We start from the raw sequence: 14,861 nt of genomic DNA on the forward strand, positions 1-14,861 counted from the left end.
TACCCCCATGATTTTTAGATGTTTCAAAAAATTATTTTGCTTTAACATATAAAAACCAGTTAAAATCCCTCAAAAAGCTGACTGTTAAGTTCATCTACTCATTTGGCCTCCTTGGCCTATATCCTGACTCTCTAAAAATTTTTTCAGCGTCAGGTTCTGACATCAATACATCCAGAGGAACATCTTGATTAAATTGGTAATCGTCCACAATATTCCAGCCCAACCATCTACCTAAACGGCCTGGAGCTTTAGTGCTAATTGCATCTGTAAACGGGGCTTCCCCTATGTATTTTCTGATTTCGAAAGGGTTTGTCTCGTAGAGTAACTCATTTTCTACGAAATGGGACCAAATTAATTCCTCATTATCAAAGCTTTCAGTAATCGCCTCAGGAGTATAGCCTATGATGTATTGGTCAGATGTACATGACAAGATAGCCTTAGTGAAATGATAAGTTTTACCGTAATAAATCATTTCAGCAAGCAGCCTGTTGTCCTGAGGATTTGTCTCATTAAATCGGGCTGAAATTGCCATCACTATCATAGGAACAATGTATGGACGATCATATCGCTCAGCCATATACCGAGGAAGTTCTGGCTGGAAAGTATGTGTAGGAGGTAAAAAATAATCCAATCCAATAACGATCAGATCATCGGTCACAATCAAATCAGAGTTAAAACCTGAAGTAAAGGTGTATACTTTTGGCACTTGAAATTGCGGAAAGTAATATTTGATGACTTTGAACGCATTTTCAAGATCTTTTTCTACGTCGGAAAAATCTCTAAAAGCCACTTCCACAGAATCATAAAGCACCTTCATCGATGAATCTTGATGGATAGTCAGAAGCTCAGCTGCTAAACTGTCTGGACTTGGATATTGATCCATCTGCAGATATTCCTTTGTGAATTCTGGGTGCTCCTCAAACAAATACTTGAATTCCTCTACTGATTTTGCTGTGAAAAAATCATTTTCTAAACGGGTTATATTGACCGTTAGGTCTTGGTCCAAGATTTCAGAAGAAAGCTCACAGCCTTCTTCCTTTTTGCCGCAGGCGAAAGCTATGACCAGTATAAGCGAAAAGTATAAATATCGTGTGTAGGAAATACGCATGAATGAGTTTTTTTCAAAAATAGGAATTGCAATGGTAAGATTTGAATAGATTAACTTATTCAATACTTTATCAAACTTGTGATATCAAACAACGGAATCAATATTGCTTATATTTGATTGAACTAAAAATCTGGAAATGATGGAACTAGAATCCCGAAAAATTGCCTTCGTTCAAGAATTTCTGCGAGTAGAGAATGAAGAAATAGTGAGAGGTCTTGAAATTCTACTTAAACGAAAAAAGGCTGAGCTGTTTGAAAAAAACCTTAAGCCAATGAGCTTAGAAGAGTTCAATCAAGAGATAGATGAATCTATGGAAGACTCCAGGAAGGAAGATATTATCTCATCCAATGACCTCAAGTCCAAGATCGAAAAATGGAATTGACCATTTTTTGGACACTATTTGCTGAGAATAAATTGTTCGATATCTATGCTTATTATAGTAAAGAAGCGGGTGTGCGAACTGCCCGAAAACTTGTTACAAGCATAGTTGATGTAACCAAAAATCTAATCAACAATCCCGAAATGGGAGTAATTGAAATGCTTTTAGAAGATCGCCCTCAAAATTTTAGATTTCTTGTTTTTAAAAATTATAAGATTATTTATTGGATAAATTATCAATCTAATAGAATTGAAATAGTAAATGTATTTGACTGTCGCCAAAATCCAGTGAAAATAAGTGAGACTTAAACTAGCCGCGGACTGCCTTCAAAATCACCTCATAGACTTCTGTAGGTTGGATTGTATCTGCACTCACCAAGTCCTTCACTTGAGAAACCAAGAGCGGCTTATCCAACTCGTTCTCACTTAATCTTCCATGTGCACCTTTCACCAAAGTTGCATCCAATGGAATGACATCCATTAGGTATCGGAAACCTAACTTTTTCTTGAGGACTTTTGATCCAACGGCTAGCATTGGAATTTTAATATCTGGATTTAAAATCAGTTCTACAGGATCATAACCTGGCTTTTTGTGAATATCCACACAGCGGGCATAGTCTGGCGCTTTCGCATCATCCAGCCAGAAATAATAAGTGAACCAAGAGTCTTTATCGGCCATTACAACTAAATCCCCAGAGCGCTCATGGTCTAAGTGATGCTTCTTTTTCCCTTCTTCATCTAGCACTAATTCTACTCCCGGCGTATTTTCTAAAATCTTCTTTACCTCTGGCAAAATGGCTAAATCATTTACGTGTATGTGTGCTACTTGGTGATCTGCCACTGCAAAAGCCATGGAAGTTCCGGCATCCAGTGTCTCTAATCCCCGCTCTTCTTTCACCTGAATCCAACCTTTGTTTCTAAAAATCCTATTCAAATGAATTGGTTTGCTCACCGACGTGATTGCATATTCAGATAGTAAAATTACCTGCGTTCCTTGCTTTTCAAAGTAAGTGATCAAATCCTCTGCAAGCTCATCTACTTCTTTGAGATACTTGCCGATTTTGTCAAAATCAATCCCATACTTTTGAAGTGAATAATCCAGATGCGGAATGTAAATCAGATTGAGCGTGGGATTGTGCCATTCATCCACTTTCTTTGAAGCATCAGCGATCCATTTGCTGGAGGCGATATTTGCATTTGGGCCCCAAAAAGAAAATAGTGGAAACTGCCCCAATTCCTTCTGAAGCCGATCACGCAAGTCCATCGGCTGACTGTGGCAGTCGGGTTCTTTTCTTCCATCAGCTAAGTAAAGGGGTCTTGGAGTTACAGCATAATCCACACTGGAATACATATTGTACCACCAGAACATGTTTGCCACAGTGAAGTTGGGATCCTCTTTCTTGAGTATTTCCCAAACTTTCGTTGACCGTACTAACTTATTGGATTGTCTCCAAAACTTGATTTCGCATTCATCTTGGAAATACCAGCCATTTCCCACAATCCCGTTTTCACTTGGCCACCTTCCTGTTAAATAAACAGACTGTGCTGAGCAGGTGACTGCAGGTAATACCGGCTCCACGACTGTTCGTTTTCCTTTTTCAATCCACTTTTTCAAGAAAGGAGTATGCTCACCGATTACTCGGGGAGAAAGTGCAACTATATCTAAGACAACTGTCTTCTTCATTTTATTTCATTTTTTCAATAACCCAATCCAATTCTCTGGAAATGGATTCACCTAGACTTTGGCGGATGTTTTCGGGTAATACTTCCCAAGTATAGGTCTCAACTTCCAGATGATTAGTCAAAGAAGTATTTTTTAAAATTTCATTGAGTACAATTGAAATTTGATCCTGGGTTGACGCTAGAGCCCCATAATTACTTAGAAAGACAGGTACGTGGAAATGAATTCTCCACTCTTCATCATCTGTGGTATTCAATAGGTTGAGTGCTTCCGGCAAGTCTGAATAGGATTTCAACCCGCCCTCCTTCTTTTTTGCCACTACTTGATGCAGGTAAGTAGATTCCTCAAAAGGCAATAATTTCACCTTAACCAAATCCCGAGCTTCTGGCTCTGCAGGGATCAATACTTTTAAAGCAGCTGAAATCTGGATCTTTCCAATCTTGATTCCTTGTTTTTCGAATTTAGCGAAAGTCTCAGCTGGCTTTTCATAAACGATTGCAAAGTGGCATACATCGTAACAGACCTGAATGTGTTCCTTCAAAACCTTTTCAGCTTGATCTTCAGAAATTTCTAATTTTTCAGCAAGCCATGGTTTCCCGATAGGTAGCAACCAATCTGAAAATAGCCAGATCATCTCATCGGAATTTTCAAGAATCCCATCTGGTTCTGGCTCGATATCCAAATGAAGCGATTTACCTGTCTGCTTTTTAATGGCGACTAATTCAGCCACCACTTCCAACAAATGTGTTGTTGCAATCTCCATTCCAGCGTTCAATGCGGCTTCGGATTTGAACCAATGTCTATAGGAAATAGGTGAAGTGGAAATACCTCCATCCAGTCCTTCAGGTAAAAGCTTTGATAAGATATGAAAAGACCTGATGGTATAATCGTGTCGATCGGTAGTAGTCCAATCAGGAAAGTGAACCTGATCTTTTACAGTAGTTCGGTGAAAATCTCCGTATGGAAATCCATTCAAGGTGAAAACGTATGCGTTTTCAGATTTAAGCCAATCCTGAAATTCAGCTAGATGATCGGCCTTTTCGAGTATAAGGCTAGCCTCATTGGAAAGTCGTAAGCCAATTCCGAAAGGCTTTTCAACATTTAAACGCTTCTTTACTTCTGGAATGTATTTTTTGAGATTTTCAAAAGTAGCCTCCCAACTTTCTCCGGGGTGAATGTTGCTGCAATAAGTGAGGTGAAAACCTTTGATTTCCATGAATGGATAGTATTTAAAACTGAATTAACTAATAACCAAATTTTTCCTTTGGTTGAATCTTTTGAGTAAATCCACAGACTGATTAATTAATTCATGATCCATTTCGTGGACTTCTTCGCCTTTACCCAACGCCTTCAAAAGCATTATAGTGAGTTGGCCGCCTAGGTGCTCCTGGAATTCCTGCAAGCCTTTGATGAGATTTTCTCCTCCCAATTCAGGTGCGAATAGCTCAAATCCTAAGGTCTTAAACACGGCAATAATTCTAGAAAGGTCAGCTTCTGAAATCCATCCTTTCAGATACGAATAAGTCGAATCCAATGCAATACCGATTGCCACAGCTTCACCATGACGAATTCTAAAGTCACTCAAATGTTCCAGTTTGTGAGCTGCCCAGTGACCAAAATCTAACGGTCTGGATGAACCGAATTCGAAAGGGTCTTTTCCTGAAATATGATCTAAATGCATTTGAGCACAGCGAATGATCAATTCTTGCATTGGTGCCATATTACGCTTTGCTAGCGCAGTGGAATGATCTTCAATCCAAGTGAAAAAACTCAAATCCTTTATCAATGCAACTTTTATCGCTTCAGATATTCCAGATCTCCAATCTCTGTCATCCAGGGTTTTTAAGAAATTAAAATCATTCAATACAGCATAAGGTGGGGTAAAAGTCCCTAAGTAGTTCTTTTTGCCAAAAAGATTCACTGAGTTTTTCACGCCTACTGCTGAGTCATTTTGTGAAAGTACCGTGGTGGGAATTCTGATCAGGCGAATACCACGATGGGAAATCGCGGCAGCAAATCCAACCATATCAATAACCGCCCCGCCACCTATCACCGCGATATAAGAATGCCTATCAATCCCAAACAAATGCGTTGCTTCCACTATTTTCTTATAGATGGCCTCATCATTTTTTGAGGCTTCCCCACCTGCTACGACGATAGGATCACATGCAATTGAAAAAGATTCAGAATGGGCTTTCGCATAAGCTGTTAGCTGTAAAACCAACTGAGGATGGGCTTCTGCAACTCCACTGTCCACCACGAATAGCACGTTGGCATGCCTGCCTTTTGCCAACAGGTCAACAAATATTTTATTATTCAAGGAGAAAATATCCTCTGAAAAACATACAGAATATTTGAAGGGAACTGAAAATGATTGTTCAATAATCGTATTCATAATCAACAGGGTATAGGCTTAAGCTGTCAGCTGGAATAAATACAATTCCAAGCCCCTTTTAGTTCTTTGCTTCAGGTGACAGCGAATTTTTTGGCTAGCCAAAGTGATATTGGCAGCAACAATAATACAATTATTCCAATCTTCCATCCTGCGAATGCCGATGCTATGGAAGCATTGACAATAATTAGGGAAATAACGGCAGCTTTTACGGATTTGCCTATAAGTTTTGGGTCTTGGCTACGAATAGCTTTGACCAAAGGTGGAAAAATCATATAACCAAGTAGGGCTAAAAACGGTAGTACTTCCCAAATCGCAGTGTTATGTAGTAGGGGCATACTACCAATTACAGTGATTACGAATAAGTACATAAATAATCCGCCATAAAGCGCATTTCTGTTTTTGCCATGCACTTCTCCACGACTGACCATGGTAATAGCTGCTACAAATATCAAGGGAATCAATCCCAATGGCCAAAATTTGGTAAGCAGTTCAGGCATTACACTTACTCCCAGCAATAAGTTGCCGCTGCGGCAGAGCCCCATATTTATTGGGCCAAAAAAGTTCTGATGCTTTCCCCAATAATCATACAGTACGGCTAGAACAGCAACTGTCAAAGCAATTCCTGCAGCCACTAAATTCACCTGAGATGCAGCCACCACTCCTACAACTAATAGCAAAAAAGACATCCAAGCGGCCCCTTTTTTAGAAGCTCTTCCACTGGGAATGGGGCGCTCTGGTCGTTCTATCGCATCCAACTCTGCATCAAAGACATCATTGAATGCAACTCCTCCAGCATACAATCCAATTGTACTCAATGAAAGCCATGCAAGATTTATAAGAAATTCGTTGGCTCCAGAACCCCAATCAGCTACTATAAATATCCATGCCCCAGCTATGGCAAAACCAGCCCAGATATCTGCAAGAGCTGTAACTACATTGGCCGGACGAGTAAGTTGGAGATAGGCGAAAAACCGGGAAGACCCCATGATTAATTCTCTACATAATCAGAAGAACCTTCGACTCTAGGAGTTTGGCCGCCACGAAGTACGGAATTTCCGCTCATCTTCTTAGTTTGATCCAAAGGTGCCGCGTTAAGCCAGTCCTGCTCATCCATTTGTCCGCTTTGACCGAAGGCAGTTAATGCATTTTGGTAAGTAACGAGCTTAATATGTTCTTCAGGAATTCCTGATTTACGCATTAGATCAGCAGTTTTAGGCACTGCCAAGGGATCAGAAATCCCCCAATCTGCAGCGGAATTAACGATTATCCGCTCAGGTCCATATTGCTTCACGATTTCCACCATTCGTTCAGAACCCATTTTGGTATGTGGATAAATAGTAAACCCAGCGTAATACCCACGATCCAACACCTCCTTCACAGTCTCCTCATTGTTATGATCGACGATCACCATTTTTGGATCCAATCCATGCTCCTCGGATACATCCATACTACGTATGGTGCCTTTTCTTTTATCTCTATGTGGTGTGTGGATAAGTACCGGGAGATCCACTTCTTTTGCCAATTCTAATTGTAGTCTGTAAAATTTATCTTCCGCTTCGGTCTGATCATCGTAGCCGATTTCTCCAATAGCAACCACTCCTTCTTTTCCTACATAAAGTGGCAGCAATTCCATCACCTGTTCAGCCAAAGGCTCATTATTAGCCTCTTTGGAATTCAGGCCCATGGTACAATAGTGAACTATTCCAAACTGACTGGCGCGAAAACGTTCCCAACCAACCAACGTGCTGAAATAATCTTTGAAACTCCCAACTTCTGTGCGTGGCTGTCCCAGCCAAAATGCAGGTTCAATCACTGCTACGATACCAGCTTTTTGCATGGCTTCATAGTCATCGGTGGTACGGGATACGACGTGGATATGTGGATCTATATACATGATTAATTGAATTTAAATTATGGGATTGTAAAATTAGGATTTATACCCGGGTTCGCTGGAATTCCTCTCCAATGCTTTCCCAGGCAATAGCATCCATATCAAGAGTAGCGACTTGGTCGGAGTAAGATTCCAGGAGTTCTTTTGCTGGCAAATAAGCCGATTCTCTTAAAGCCAGAAGTGCTGATTTAACTTGAAGTTCATCTTTGGTTGATAATGTTTTCTTCAGATCATCCAAGTACAGTTCATCGACAAAGGGTGCTACCAGTCGCCAGATCTCCGGCATCACATCCCTTCCTGCTGCCCAGCGCTCATGCGCAAAATCACGGGCTATGGCAGCTAGAGCGAGATTTCTCCTTTCTTCTAACCCCTGAATTCTATACAAGGGGCGCTGCATAAAGATAGCTTTCAGCACCATTTGATTCCAATTGGCTTCTGGGAAATACTTTGCAGGAAAAGGATTGTTCAAGGCAATCGCATCAAAAACTGAGGAAATATTCGTTCGCAAGCCATCAATCGCCCGTGGAATCAAATCCTCCTGAAAAGGCATAAGTGGCAATGCTGCAAACAAAGCCTGATGCTCATTCATATCTGCAGTTTCAAATAGCTGGTTCATCGCAGTAAACCAAGTCTCTTTCTGCTGTGGATAACTCAGCATTAGCACCGTACGAGCGGTTTGCAGTTCATCCCAAAACTGAGGCTGAATGCCAGAAATCAACTGATTAGCTTTTGTCCTATCGTCAGCGGATAGCATGACTTTTTCTTTTTTGAAATACCTAGATGCTTGGCTGAAAGCCAGAAAAAACTTTGAAGGAATACCTTCAGTCTTAATCTTTTCGACTTGTTTGCTGAGCCAATCCAGTCCTTTTTGATTCGCTGGGTTTTCAAGCAATTGGGTGAGAAAGCTTGTTAATTCATTTTCCATATTCCGAGTTGCCGTTTAGGGCTTAGCGTCAACTTTACTTTAATTTTATAAAATACGTGGAAATCTACCGGATTATCCAGTTAGATAATGCTCAACGGTAGGAAAAAGTGCCACACCTGACAAAAATCACTTTCCCACATAATCAAAGACGGGTTCTTGTGTTTTTCACTTATCTTTTTGTGAGTTTTGCTTCTTACCTATGGCTTATGGATAGAAGGAATTTGTATTACCATGCAATGAACGTAAGATGATGTGCCTTAAACCAAACCTTATTTTATTGATAATAAGAGTTCTATGACTACGAGTGCTATATTTATTTCCCTTTGTGGATTAGGTTGGATCATTGCCTACATAGAAGCTTTACGAGTTGGCTTTCGGGATAAATCTTATGGAATTCCCTTTCTGACGCTCGCCTTAAACTTCTCTTGGGAGATTTATTACACTTTTCATGGCTACTTAGTCTTTGGATATCATGTATCGACTTTTGTCAATTGCATCTGGGTCCTGATAGATATTGGGATTTTGTACACCTACTTCAAGTATGGACATCATGAGGTTAAGGCAGGCAAGGGCACCTTTTATTGGCAAGCAGGTGCTTTTCTAGTGACATGTCTTATTATACAGCATTTAGCATTTGAATGGCTTGGAGTCGTAAACGGGGCGCTTTATGTTGGTTACTTTATTAACTTCTTGATGTCATTCCTATTTGTTCGAATGTACTTCCGTAGGCCTGATTTGAAAGGGCAATCCTTGCTCATCGCAATTCCTAAGTGCCTCGGTACTTTTTCCACCACGCTATTATTTGGAATAATCGGTTCCAAAACTGCAGGAGGAGTACACGAGCCAATTCTGTATTTTGGAATGATAATCTTTGTGACAGACTTGATTTATATTTCTCTGGTGGCAAGGAGGAGAAAAAATCTTCTAATGAGTTAAAGTAAGGTCTTATCGCTTGATCGTAAAGTTCAACTTTGAAAAAGCAATGGATTTTTATTCGTTTTATTGGAACACACGCAGAATACGATAAAATAAATGCAGACTTAATTTAATTTACTATGGATCTCAAACTTATAAAATCAGAGCAGGAATATCAATCTGCATTAGAGAGACTCGATCGACTATTTGATGCTAAAATCGGAACCAAAGAGAGCGACGAAGCGGACATTTTAGCTTTACTTATTGATGAGTACGAAAAGAGAAATTTTCCTATTGAAGCTCCCGATCCTATAGAAGCCATAAAAATAAGAATGAAAGAAATGGACCTGAAACAAAAAGACTTGGTAGGAATAATCGGAGGGAAAAGTCGTGTTTCCGAAGTGCTCAACCGTAAGAAAAAGCTCACGGTAGAGATGGTCAGAAACCTTGCTGTCCATCTTAATCTATCCGCTCAAATTCTGATTAATGATTATGCTTTAGCTGAATAGAGTCTGAAACGAATAAAAATCTAGAAGCCTCGATCAATTTAGGATAAAATGACTCTAAGGGAACGTAGAAGATTTCGAAAAAAAAGTTACAATCAATAAAGCTAACAGAACAAGATATCGAAGAAATTGCAGATTTCCTTGACTGCGGAATGCTCTGCTTCTTTCACATTCCAACTGGCACAATTGAATCTCATCCTGATCCACAGGATCCGTATTTCGACCCAGAACCCTGGGAAGATCTCATCGAAAAAATTGAATCTGATTGGGGCAACTATATGCGGTTTGAAAAAATGGATTCCAATGAGGGATTTAAGGTGATGGAAAATTTCGCCTATTCAATGACTGATAGCTATTTTAGAGAAAAGCTTTTAGACGAACTATCAAGACGGAAACCCTTTCAGAACTTCAAGTTTACGATCGACACATCTGAGTATAGACAAGATTGGTTTGACTTCAAAAAGAAAGCATATATTGACTTTGTGAAAAAGCAACTTGAATAAAAAAAATTCCAGTAGTTCGTCTAACTCCTTTAAATGAGAGGAAATATAACCTGTTAAAACCCAAAAATGGATGTAGTAAAACATTGTGAATTATGCGAGCATAGATTGTTCGATTTATCTATAGGTACAACATGCGGATTAACAAACTTGAAACCTGAGTTTAAAGGTAAATGCTCAAACATCAAGTTTGGCGATAATCATATTAGGCGTATCAAAGAGGTGTGCATCGACTACTACAAAGTCATTGAATATTGCTCACTTTGTTATGTATATGGTGATAGGAATTACTGTAATGCTTGGTGGATATCTATTAGGTTCACTGGCCTGGGACAAGGGAGTAATTTCCGCTGTTCCTCTAATTATTATAGGTGTGGGATTTTCGATTATTCCTGTCGCTACTGGACCATTAATAAAATTTAGCCAGGATGAGAAAATTGTGAAAGATAAGAAGTCTAAAATGGACGAGCTCTTGAAATCCTACAATATCGAATATAATTCAAAAATAGAGGTGGATGAGGATGTTCATGGAAACAAAGACGATGACGCAAAAATCAGTTTTTCAAGGCTGAATTATAAATGAATCTTTATAACCCGGTCGTCTAATTTTCAAAATTTTTAATATATATACCCGCTTTTCTGCCAGTAAAGCAAAGAGAATATTGATCCAGACACTCACCCCCCAATCGCAATCATACTTCTATTATCAGAATGAAGTGCTGGGTCAGACAATTTTTCCATGCTGTCCATACCGGCACGCACGGCTTTTTTCTTAAGGATAGATTCTAAAATCAGTTTTTCTACATCTTCGCCTGCGCGCATAGCTGTTAGCAAATCTGTTTCCTGATTTGAAAAAAGACAGTTTTTGATGCGTCCATTGGCCGTCAAACGAATCCGGTTGCAGGTTCCGCAGAAAGGATTGGTAACCGAACTGATAATTCCAAAATCGCCTCGATAGCCGGCTATTTTGAATTTACGTGCAGTGAAATTCTCCTCATTTGGAAGGGATGAAATTCGTTCAGTCCCGAAATGAGAACCCAATTGACCCAGCACTTCCTTTTCCGAAACCATCTTCGAGCGATCCCAGCTGTTGCCGTCAAAAGGCATAAATTCTATAAACCGTACAGATACGTTGAAGTCTTTAGTAAGATTCACCAGATCGACCAACTCATCCTCATTCGTTCCTTTTACCAGCACAGTATTGATCTTCAGATTGAATCCCTGATCATGAAGGAGTTTGAAATTTTCCATCGTTTTGGCAAAACCTGTTCTTCGGGTAATCTCAAAAAATCGATCTTCCCTCAAAGTATCCAAACTGAAATTGATGTTCTTGACACCCAATTTCTTAAAGTTATCCACATGCCTATCGATCAGCAAACCATTGGTTGTCAGTGATAGATCCACAGGGAGCTTGGAGAGCCCTTCGAGGATCTCGTGAATATCTTTGCGAAGCAGGGGCTCACCACCGGTCAACCGAATTTTATTCACTCCCAATCCAACAAAAATTCGAGCAAATTCAAGGACTTCCTCTGCGCTCATCAGCGAAGCTTTGGGGCTTAGCGGAATTCCATCAGCAGGCATACAGTATTTGCAGCGCAGATTGCACTTCTCTATCAGGGAGATTCGTAAGTAATTGTGGATCCGCCCAAAGGTGTCTTTTAGCTCATGTATATTACTAGCTGGGCTCATGATTGGCTCCTTTTAATATTCTAAATACATGCAATAAATGCGGGAAAACTGCATCCATTGATTCCTTTGCTCCATTGGTAGATCCAGGCAAAGCCAGGACGATGCTATCACCAATTGTTCCTGCCACGGATCTGGATAGCATTGCAAAGGGCATAATCTTCTGTCCATAGCTTCGAATTGCTTCCTCTATGCCGGGAATTCTCCGTTCCAAAATTGGCTCCAATGCCTCCGGAGTGACATCCCGTCGGGAAAGCCCTGTTCCTCCCGTGAAGATAACCAACTGATGCTTCTCGGTAAGTTCAAAAGTCCGTGCCCGTATCAACTCCAGCTCATCTGGAATGACCTCATAGGAGTTCACATTTACTCCATGTGACTTTAACTTATCCACAATTGCTTTCCCCGCACGATCCTCTTTAATCCCCTTGGAAATGGAATCTGAGCAAACTACCACCGCTGCCTGAATTTGGGTTGGGCTTTTGTCTTTAAAGCTGGATTTGCCTCCAGTTTTCTCTACCAGACCAATTTCGCGAATGGTAATTCCCTTATCTATTGGCTTGAGCATGTCATACATCGTCAGTGCTATTACCGATGCACCGTGCATTGCTTCCACTTCTACACCCGTTTTATAGACTGTCTTCACCGTAATATAAATCTTGATCTCCAGACCATCTATCTCATATTCAACCGCGGTATATTCCACCGGAAGAGGATGACAATCAGGAATGGTGATGTGGGTATTTTTCACTGCGAAAAGCCCTGCAACTTTCGCCATTTCAAACACATTTCCTTTTGGAACACGATTTTCCACCACAGCTGCGATAGTTTCAGCAGAACTGACATGGACAATCGCCTGTGCTTTTGCAGTGCGAAGCGTAGTGACTTTATGTGTGATATCTACCATTTATTTATCTGATTATCTGCATCCGATAGCTATCGGATCATGCCCGTTGCCATATTTTCTTTGTTTACCTGGCGGGAAGACCGAAGACGGGTGACCGAAGTTACAGCAATGCTAATGTTTACCCTATAATAAGTCGCTTTTAGTCTTTTACTGGTGCAATTGCGGATTTACAAATTTCCTTCAACTATTTACTTTCCACTGATGCTCAGCATTGTCAAGGATTTCCTTACCGAAGATCGGAACATGCTCCTTTACTTGATTGACTAGCCATTCCGTGGCTTCATATACTTGCTTTCTGCGCTTGGACGAGACAAAGACAAAAATGCATATCTCGCCAATCTTCACTGTACCCAAACTGTGGTAAATATGAAGGCAAGTCAAATCGAATTTCCCGAAAGCTGCCTCACGGATTTCATGCAATTTTTCATTGGCCATTTCCTCATACGTCGTGTATTCTATAGCAACAACTTTCTGATCGCCCACCTCATCCGCACGAACTTGACCTAAGAAAATATTATGTGCTCCAATGCTATGCTTGCTTTGATGCTTCGCAATAGAATCAGCTATAAATTCAGGAGAAATTGCTCCTTCAAGAAATACTTTTTTCATTTACTATATGCTTAAATTCTAATTCCATGAAATTCACAAAAACTTATCCACCGAATCAATTGTGGTTAAGTTGCCTTGCTTACTTCATATTCAATCAATTTCAAAATGTCCTTCGCCCCACCTCGAATGGCATTTACTTCAGAGAAACCTGCCTTTTTCAACAACCTTGAGGCTTTTATCGCTCTTCCTCCTGCTTGGCAAAACAGGAAAATATTGCTGTCTTTATCCAATTCTCGCAATCTACTTTCTAATTCCGAAAGTGGGATTTTAAGACAAAAGCTGGAAGGAATCTCAGGCTTTTCTCCGACTTCTCTCACATCGATAAGAATTCCTTTCTGCGAAAAGGCCAGTTCAGGAGTTATCAAATCCACTTTTTCAATCGTTGTTGTGGATGAAGATTCTAAGGGCTGATCGGCCAACTGGAATATCTGCTGATCATTCGTAAGCGTATTATAAACCAGAATTTTCCCTGATAGCACTTCTCCGATTCCAAGGATAATTTTAAGTGCTTCATTTGCCTGAAGCATGCCGATAATCCCTACTGTTGTTCCTAACACGCCAGCTTCTTCACAGTTCAATATTGACTTTTCTTCTTTTGGAAAAAGACTGCTATACGAAGGACCTCCTTTATAATTGAAAACAGATACTTGTCCCTGAAACCTGAAGATAGAGCCATAAATCATAGGCTTTTTTAATCTAGCGCTAGCTTCATCCAAGGTATACCGAACTTCTATATTATCAGTGGCATCGATGATCAAATCATAGGTTTGAATCAGGTTGTCCACATTTTCTTCCGACAAAAACTCAGAAACTATCTCAATCTGAGTAGTGGAATTCATTCGCTGAAGAGCTTGCTTAGCAGCTTCTACTTTCAGTTTTCCTATCGAATTCTCAGTATATAAAACTTGCCGATGAAGATTGCTTTCCTCTACTCGATCGCCATCCACAATTCCTATTTTCACTATTCCGGCAGCAACTAAATAAGGTAAAACTGCGCAGCCCAAACCACCCGCACCTACGACCAACACGCTACTTGCTATTAGCTTTTGCTGGCCCGAAGTTCCGATTCCTGGAAGGATGATTTGTCGCTGGAATCTTTCCATATCAACCTCCTGCAAATGGTGGAAGTAGAGCAACTTCGTCAGAATCTACAATATTCAAAGCCTGTTGCTTTGAGACGATCTTACGATTGACGGCTACCTGGAAAGGATATTGTTCAATGGCATATTTTGCTTCCAGTAATTCAAGCAACTCTGTCAAACCCATTGATTTATGGTCTAGTGTTTCAGAGTCACTTTGCACTGCTTCTGCGATATTTCCAAAATAGTTTACTGTAATCATAGCCTTAATTTAATACAGATAG

General features: G+C 40.2%; 18 protein-coding genes and 1 pseudogene. 7 read left to right on the plus strand and 12 right to left on the minus strand.

Translation table 11 applies throughout. The features are described from left to right. Positions 1-94: 94 nt before the first annotated feature. Entirely contained in the window at positions 95-1,108 is a 1,014-nt protein-coding gene (gldB, locus tag SYJ56_RS14625) for a gliding motility lipoprotein GldB (RefSeq protein WP_465038394.1), read from the minus strand. Between the two features lie 136 nt (positions 1,109-1,244). On the opposite strand from gldB, the gene SYJ56_RS14630 reads away from it, so the two are divergent. Next, positions 1,245-1,490, plus strand: coding sequence for a hypothetical protein (locus SYJ56_RS14630; RefSeq protein ID WP_323835315.1), 246 nt, complete (start codon positions 1,245-1,247; stop codon positions 1,488-1,490). Further along, positions 1,481-1,795 carry a type II toxin-antitoxin system RelE/ParE family toxin gene (locus SYJ56_RS14635; protein WP_323835317.1) on the plus strand — a complete coding sequence of 105 codons (315 nt, stop codon included), beginning with the start codon at positions 1,481-1,483 and terminating at the stop codon, positions 1,793-1,795. The genes SYJ56_RS14630 and SYJ56_RS14635 overlap by 10 nt, the downstream gene beginning before the upstream one ends. Before the next feature lies 1 nt (position 1,796). On the opposite strand, the gene SYJ56_RS14640 is transcribed toward SYJ56_RS14635, so the two are convergent. The 6 genes from SYJ56_RS14640 to SYJ56_RS14665 form a co-directional block, all read right to left on the minus strand. Next, a complete protein-coding gene (locus SYJ56_RS14640) occupies positions 1,797-3,170 on the minus strand; it encodes an alkaline phosphatase family protein (RefSeq protein ID WP_323835319.1) in 1,374 nt (457 codons plus the stop codon). A 1-nt stretch (position 3,171) separates the two neighbouring features. Beyond that, entirely contained in the window at positions 3,172-4,383 is a 1,212-nt protein-coding gene (eboE, locus tag SYJ56_RS14645) for a metabolite traffic protein EboE (protein ID WP_323835321.1), read from the minus strand. 24 nt (positions 4,384-4,407) lie between these two features. Beyond that, positions 4,408-5,562 carry a 3-dehydroquinate synthase gene (locus SYJ56_RS14650; protein WP_323835322.1) on the minus strand — a complete coding sequence of 385 codons (1,155 nt, stop codon included), beginning with the start codon at positions 5,560-5,562 and terminating at the stop codon, positions 4,408-4,410. A 71-nt stretch (positions 5,563-5,633) separates the two neighbouring features. Then, complete coding sequence (gene eboC, locus SYJ56_RS14655) at positions 5,634-6,548, minus strand: UbiA-like protein EboC (RefSeq protein WP_323835324.1); 915 nt, start codon at positions 6,546-6,548, stop codon at positions 5,634-5,636. A 2-nt stretch (positions 6,549-6,550) separates the two neighbouring features. Further along, positions 6,551-7,456, minus strand: a complete 906-nt coding sequence (locus SYJ56_RS14660) for a TatD family hydrolase (protein ID WP_323835326.1) — start codon at positions 7,454-7,456, stop codon at positions 6,551-6,553. A 40-nt stretch (positions 7,457-7,496) separates the two neighbouring features. Then, a complete protein-coding gene (locus SYJ56_RS14665) occupies positions 7,497-8,378 on the minus strand; it encodes an EboA domain-containing protein (protein ID WP_323835328.1) in 882 nt (293 codons plus the stop codon). A 294-nt stretch (positions 8,379-8,672) separates the two neighbouring features. On the opposite strand from SYJ56_RS14665, the gene SYJ56_RS14670 reads away from it, so the two are divergent. The 5 genes and pseudogenes from SYJ56_RS14670 to SYJ56_RS14690 all read left to right on the plus strand — a co-directional run bounded on the left by SYJ56_RS14670 (position 8,673) and on the right by SYJ56_RS14690 (position 10,882). Then, the gene (locus tag SYJ56_RS14670; protein ID WP_323835330.1) at positions 8,673-9,314 is read left to right on the plus strand and encodes a transmembrane-type terpene cyclase; all 642 of its coding nucleotides are present in this window, start codon (positions 8,673-8,675) and stop codon (positions 9,312-9,314) included. After that, a pseudogene (locus tag SYJ56_RS14675) lies at positions 9,310-9,427 on the plus strand (type II toxin-antitoxin system HigB family toxin); the annotation flags it as partial. The gene SYJ56_RS14670 and the pseudogene SYJ56_RS14675, both read left to right, overlap by 5 nt. Positions 9,428-9,433: 6 nt before the next feature. Next, positions 9,434-9,802, plus strand: a complete 369-nt coding sequence (locus SYJ56_RS14680; protein WP_323835332.1) for a helix-turn-helix domain-containing protein — start codon at positions 9,434-9,436, stop codon at positions 9,800-9,802. Positions 9,803-9,951: 149 nt separating this feature from the next. Next, on the plus strand, positions 9,952-10,302 hold the full coding sequence (locus tag SYJ56_RS14685) for a UPF0158 family protein (RefSeq protein ID WP_323835334.1): 351 nt from the start codon (positions 9,952-9,954) through the stop codon (positions 10,300-10,302). A gap of 187 nt (positions 10,303-10,489) precedes the next feature. Next, on the plus strand, positions 10,490-10,882 hold the full coding sequence (locus SYJ56_RS14690; protein ID WP_323835336.1) for a hypothetical protein: 393 nt from the start codon (positions 10,490-10,492) through the stop codon (positions 10,880-10,882). 92 nt (positions 10,883-10,974) lie between these two features. Here SYJ56_RS14690 and moaA read toward each other — a convergent pair whose 3' ends face one another. From moaA to SYJ56_RS14715, 5 genes are all read right to left on the minus strand, one after another. Next, positions 10,975-11,988 carry a GTP 3',8-cyclase MoaA gene (moaA, locus tag SYJ56_RS14695; RefSeq protein ID WP_323835338.1) on the minus strand — a complete coding sequence of 338 codons (1,014 nt, stop codon included), beginning with the start codon at positions 11,986-11,988 and terminating at the stop codon, positions 10,975-10,977. After that, positions 11,975-12,889, minus strand: coding sequence for a bifunctional molybdenum cofactor biosynthesis protein MoaC/MoaB (moaCB, locus tag SYJ56_RS14700; protein ID WP_323835340.1), 915 nt, complete (start codon positions 12,887-12,889; stop codon positions 11,975-11,977). Before moaCB ends, moaA begins: the two co-directional genes overlap by 14 nt. Before the next feature lie 180 nt (positions 12,890-13,069). Next, positions 13,070-13,498 (minus strand): molybdenum cofactor biosynthesis protein MoaE, encoded by a 429-nt coding sequence (locus SYJ56_RS14705; protein WP_323835341.1) that lies wholly within the window; start codon positions 13,496-13,498, stop codon positions 13,070-13,072. Positions 13,499-13,563: 65 nt separating this feature from the next. Further along, complete coding sequence (locus SYJ56_RS14710) at positions 13,564-14,601, minus strand: HesA/MoeB/ThiF family protein (protein ID WP_323835343.1); 1,038 nt, start codon at positions 14,599-14,601, stop codon at positions 13,564-13,566. Position 14,602: 1 nt separating this feature from the next. Further along, positions 14,603-14,839 (minus strand): MoaD/ThiS family protein, encoded by a 237-nt coding sequence (locus tag SYJ56_RS14715; protein ID WP_323835345.1) that lies wholly within the window; start codon positions 14,837-14,839, stop codon positions 14,603-14,605. Positions 14,840-14,861 lie beyond the last annotated feature (22 nt).

This window comes from Algoriphagus aurantiacus, from assembly GCF_035156405.1.
Taxonomy (GTDB): domain Bacteria; phylum Bacteroidota; class Bacteroidia; order Cytophagales; family Cyclobacteriaceae; genus Algoriphagus; species Algoriphagus aurantiacus.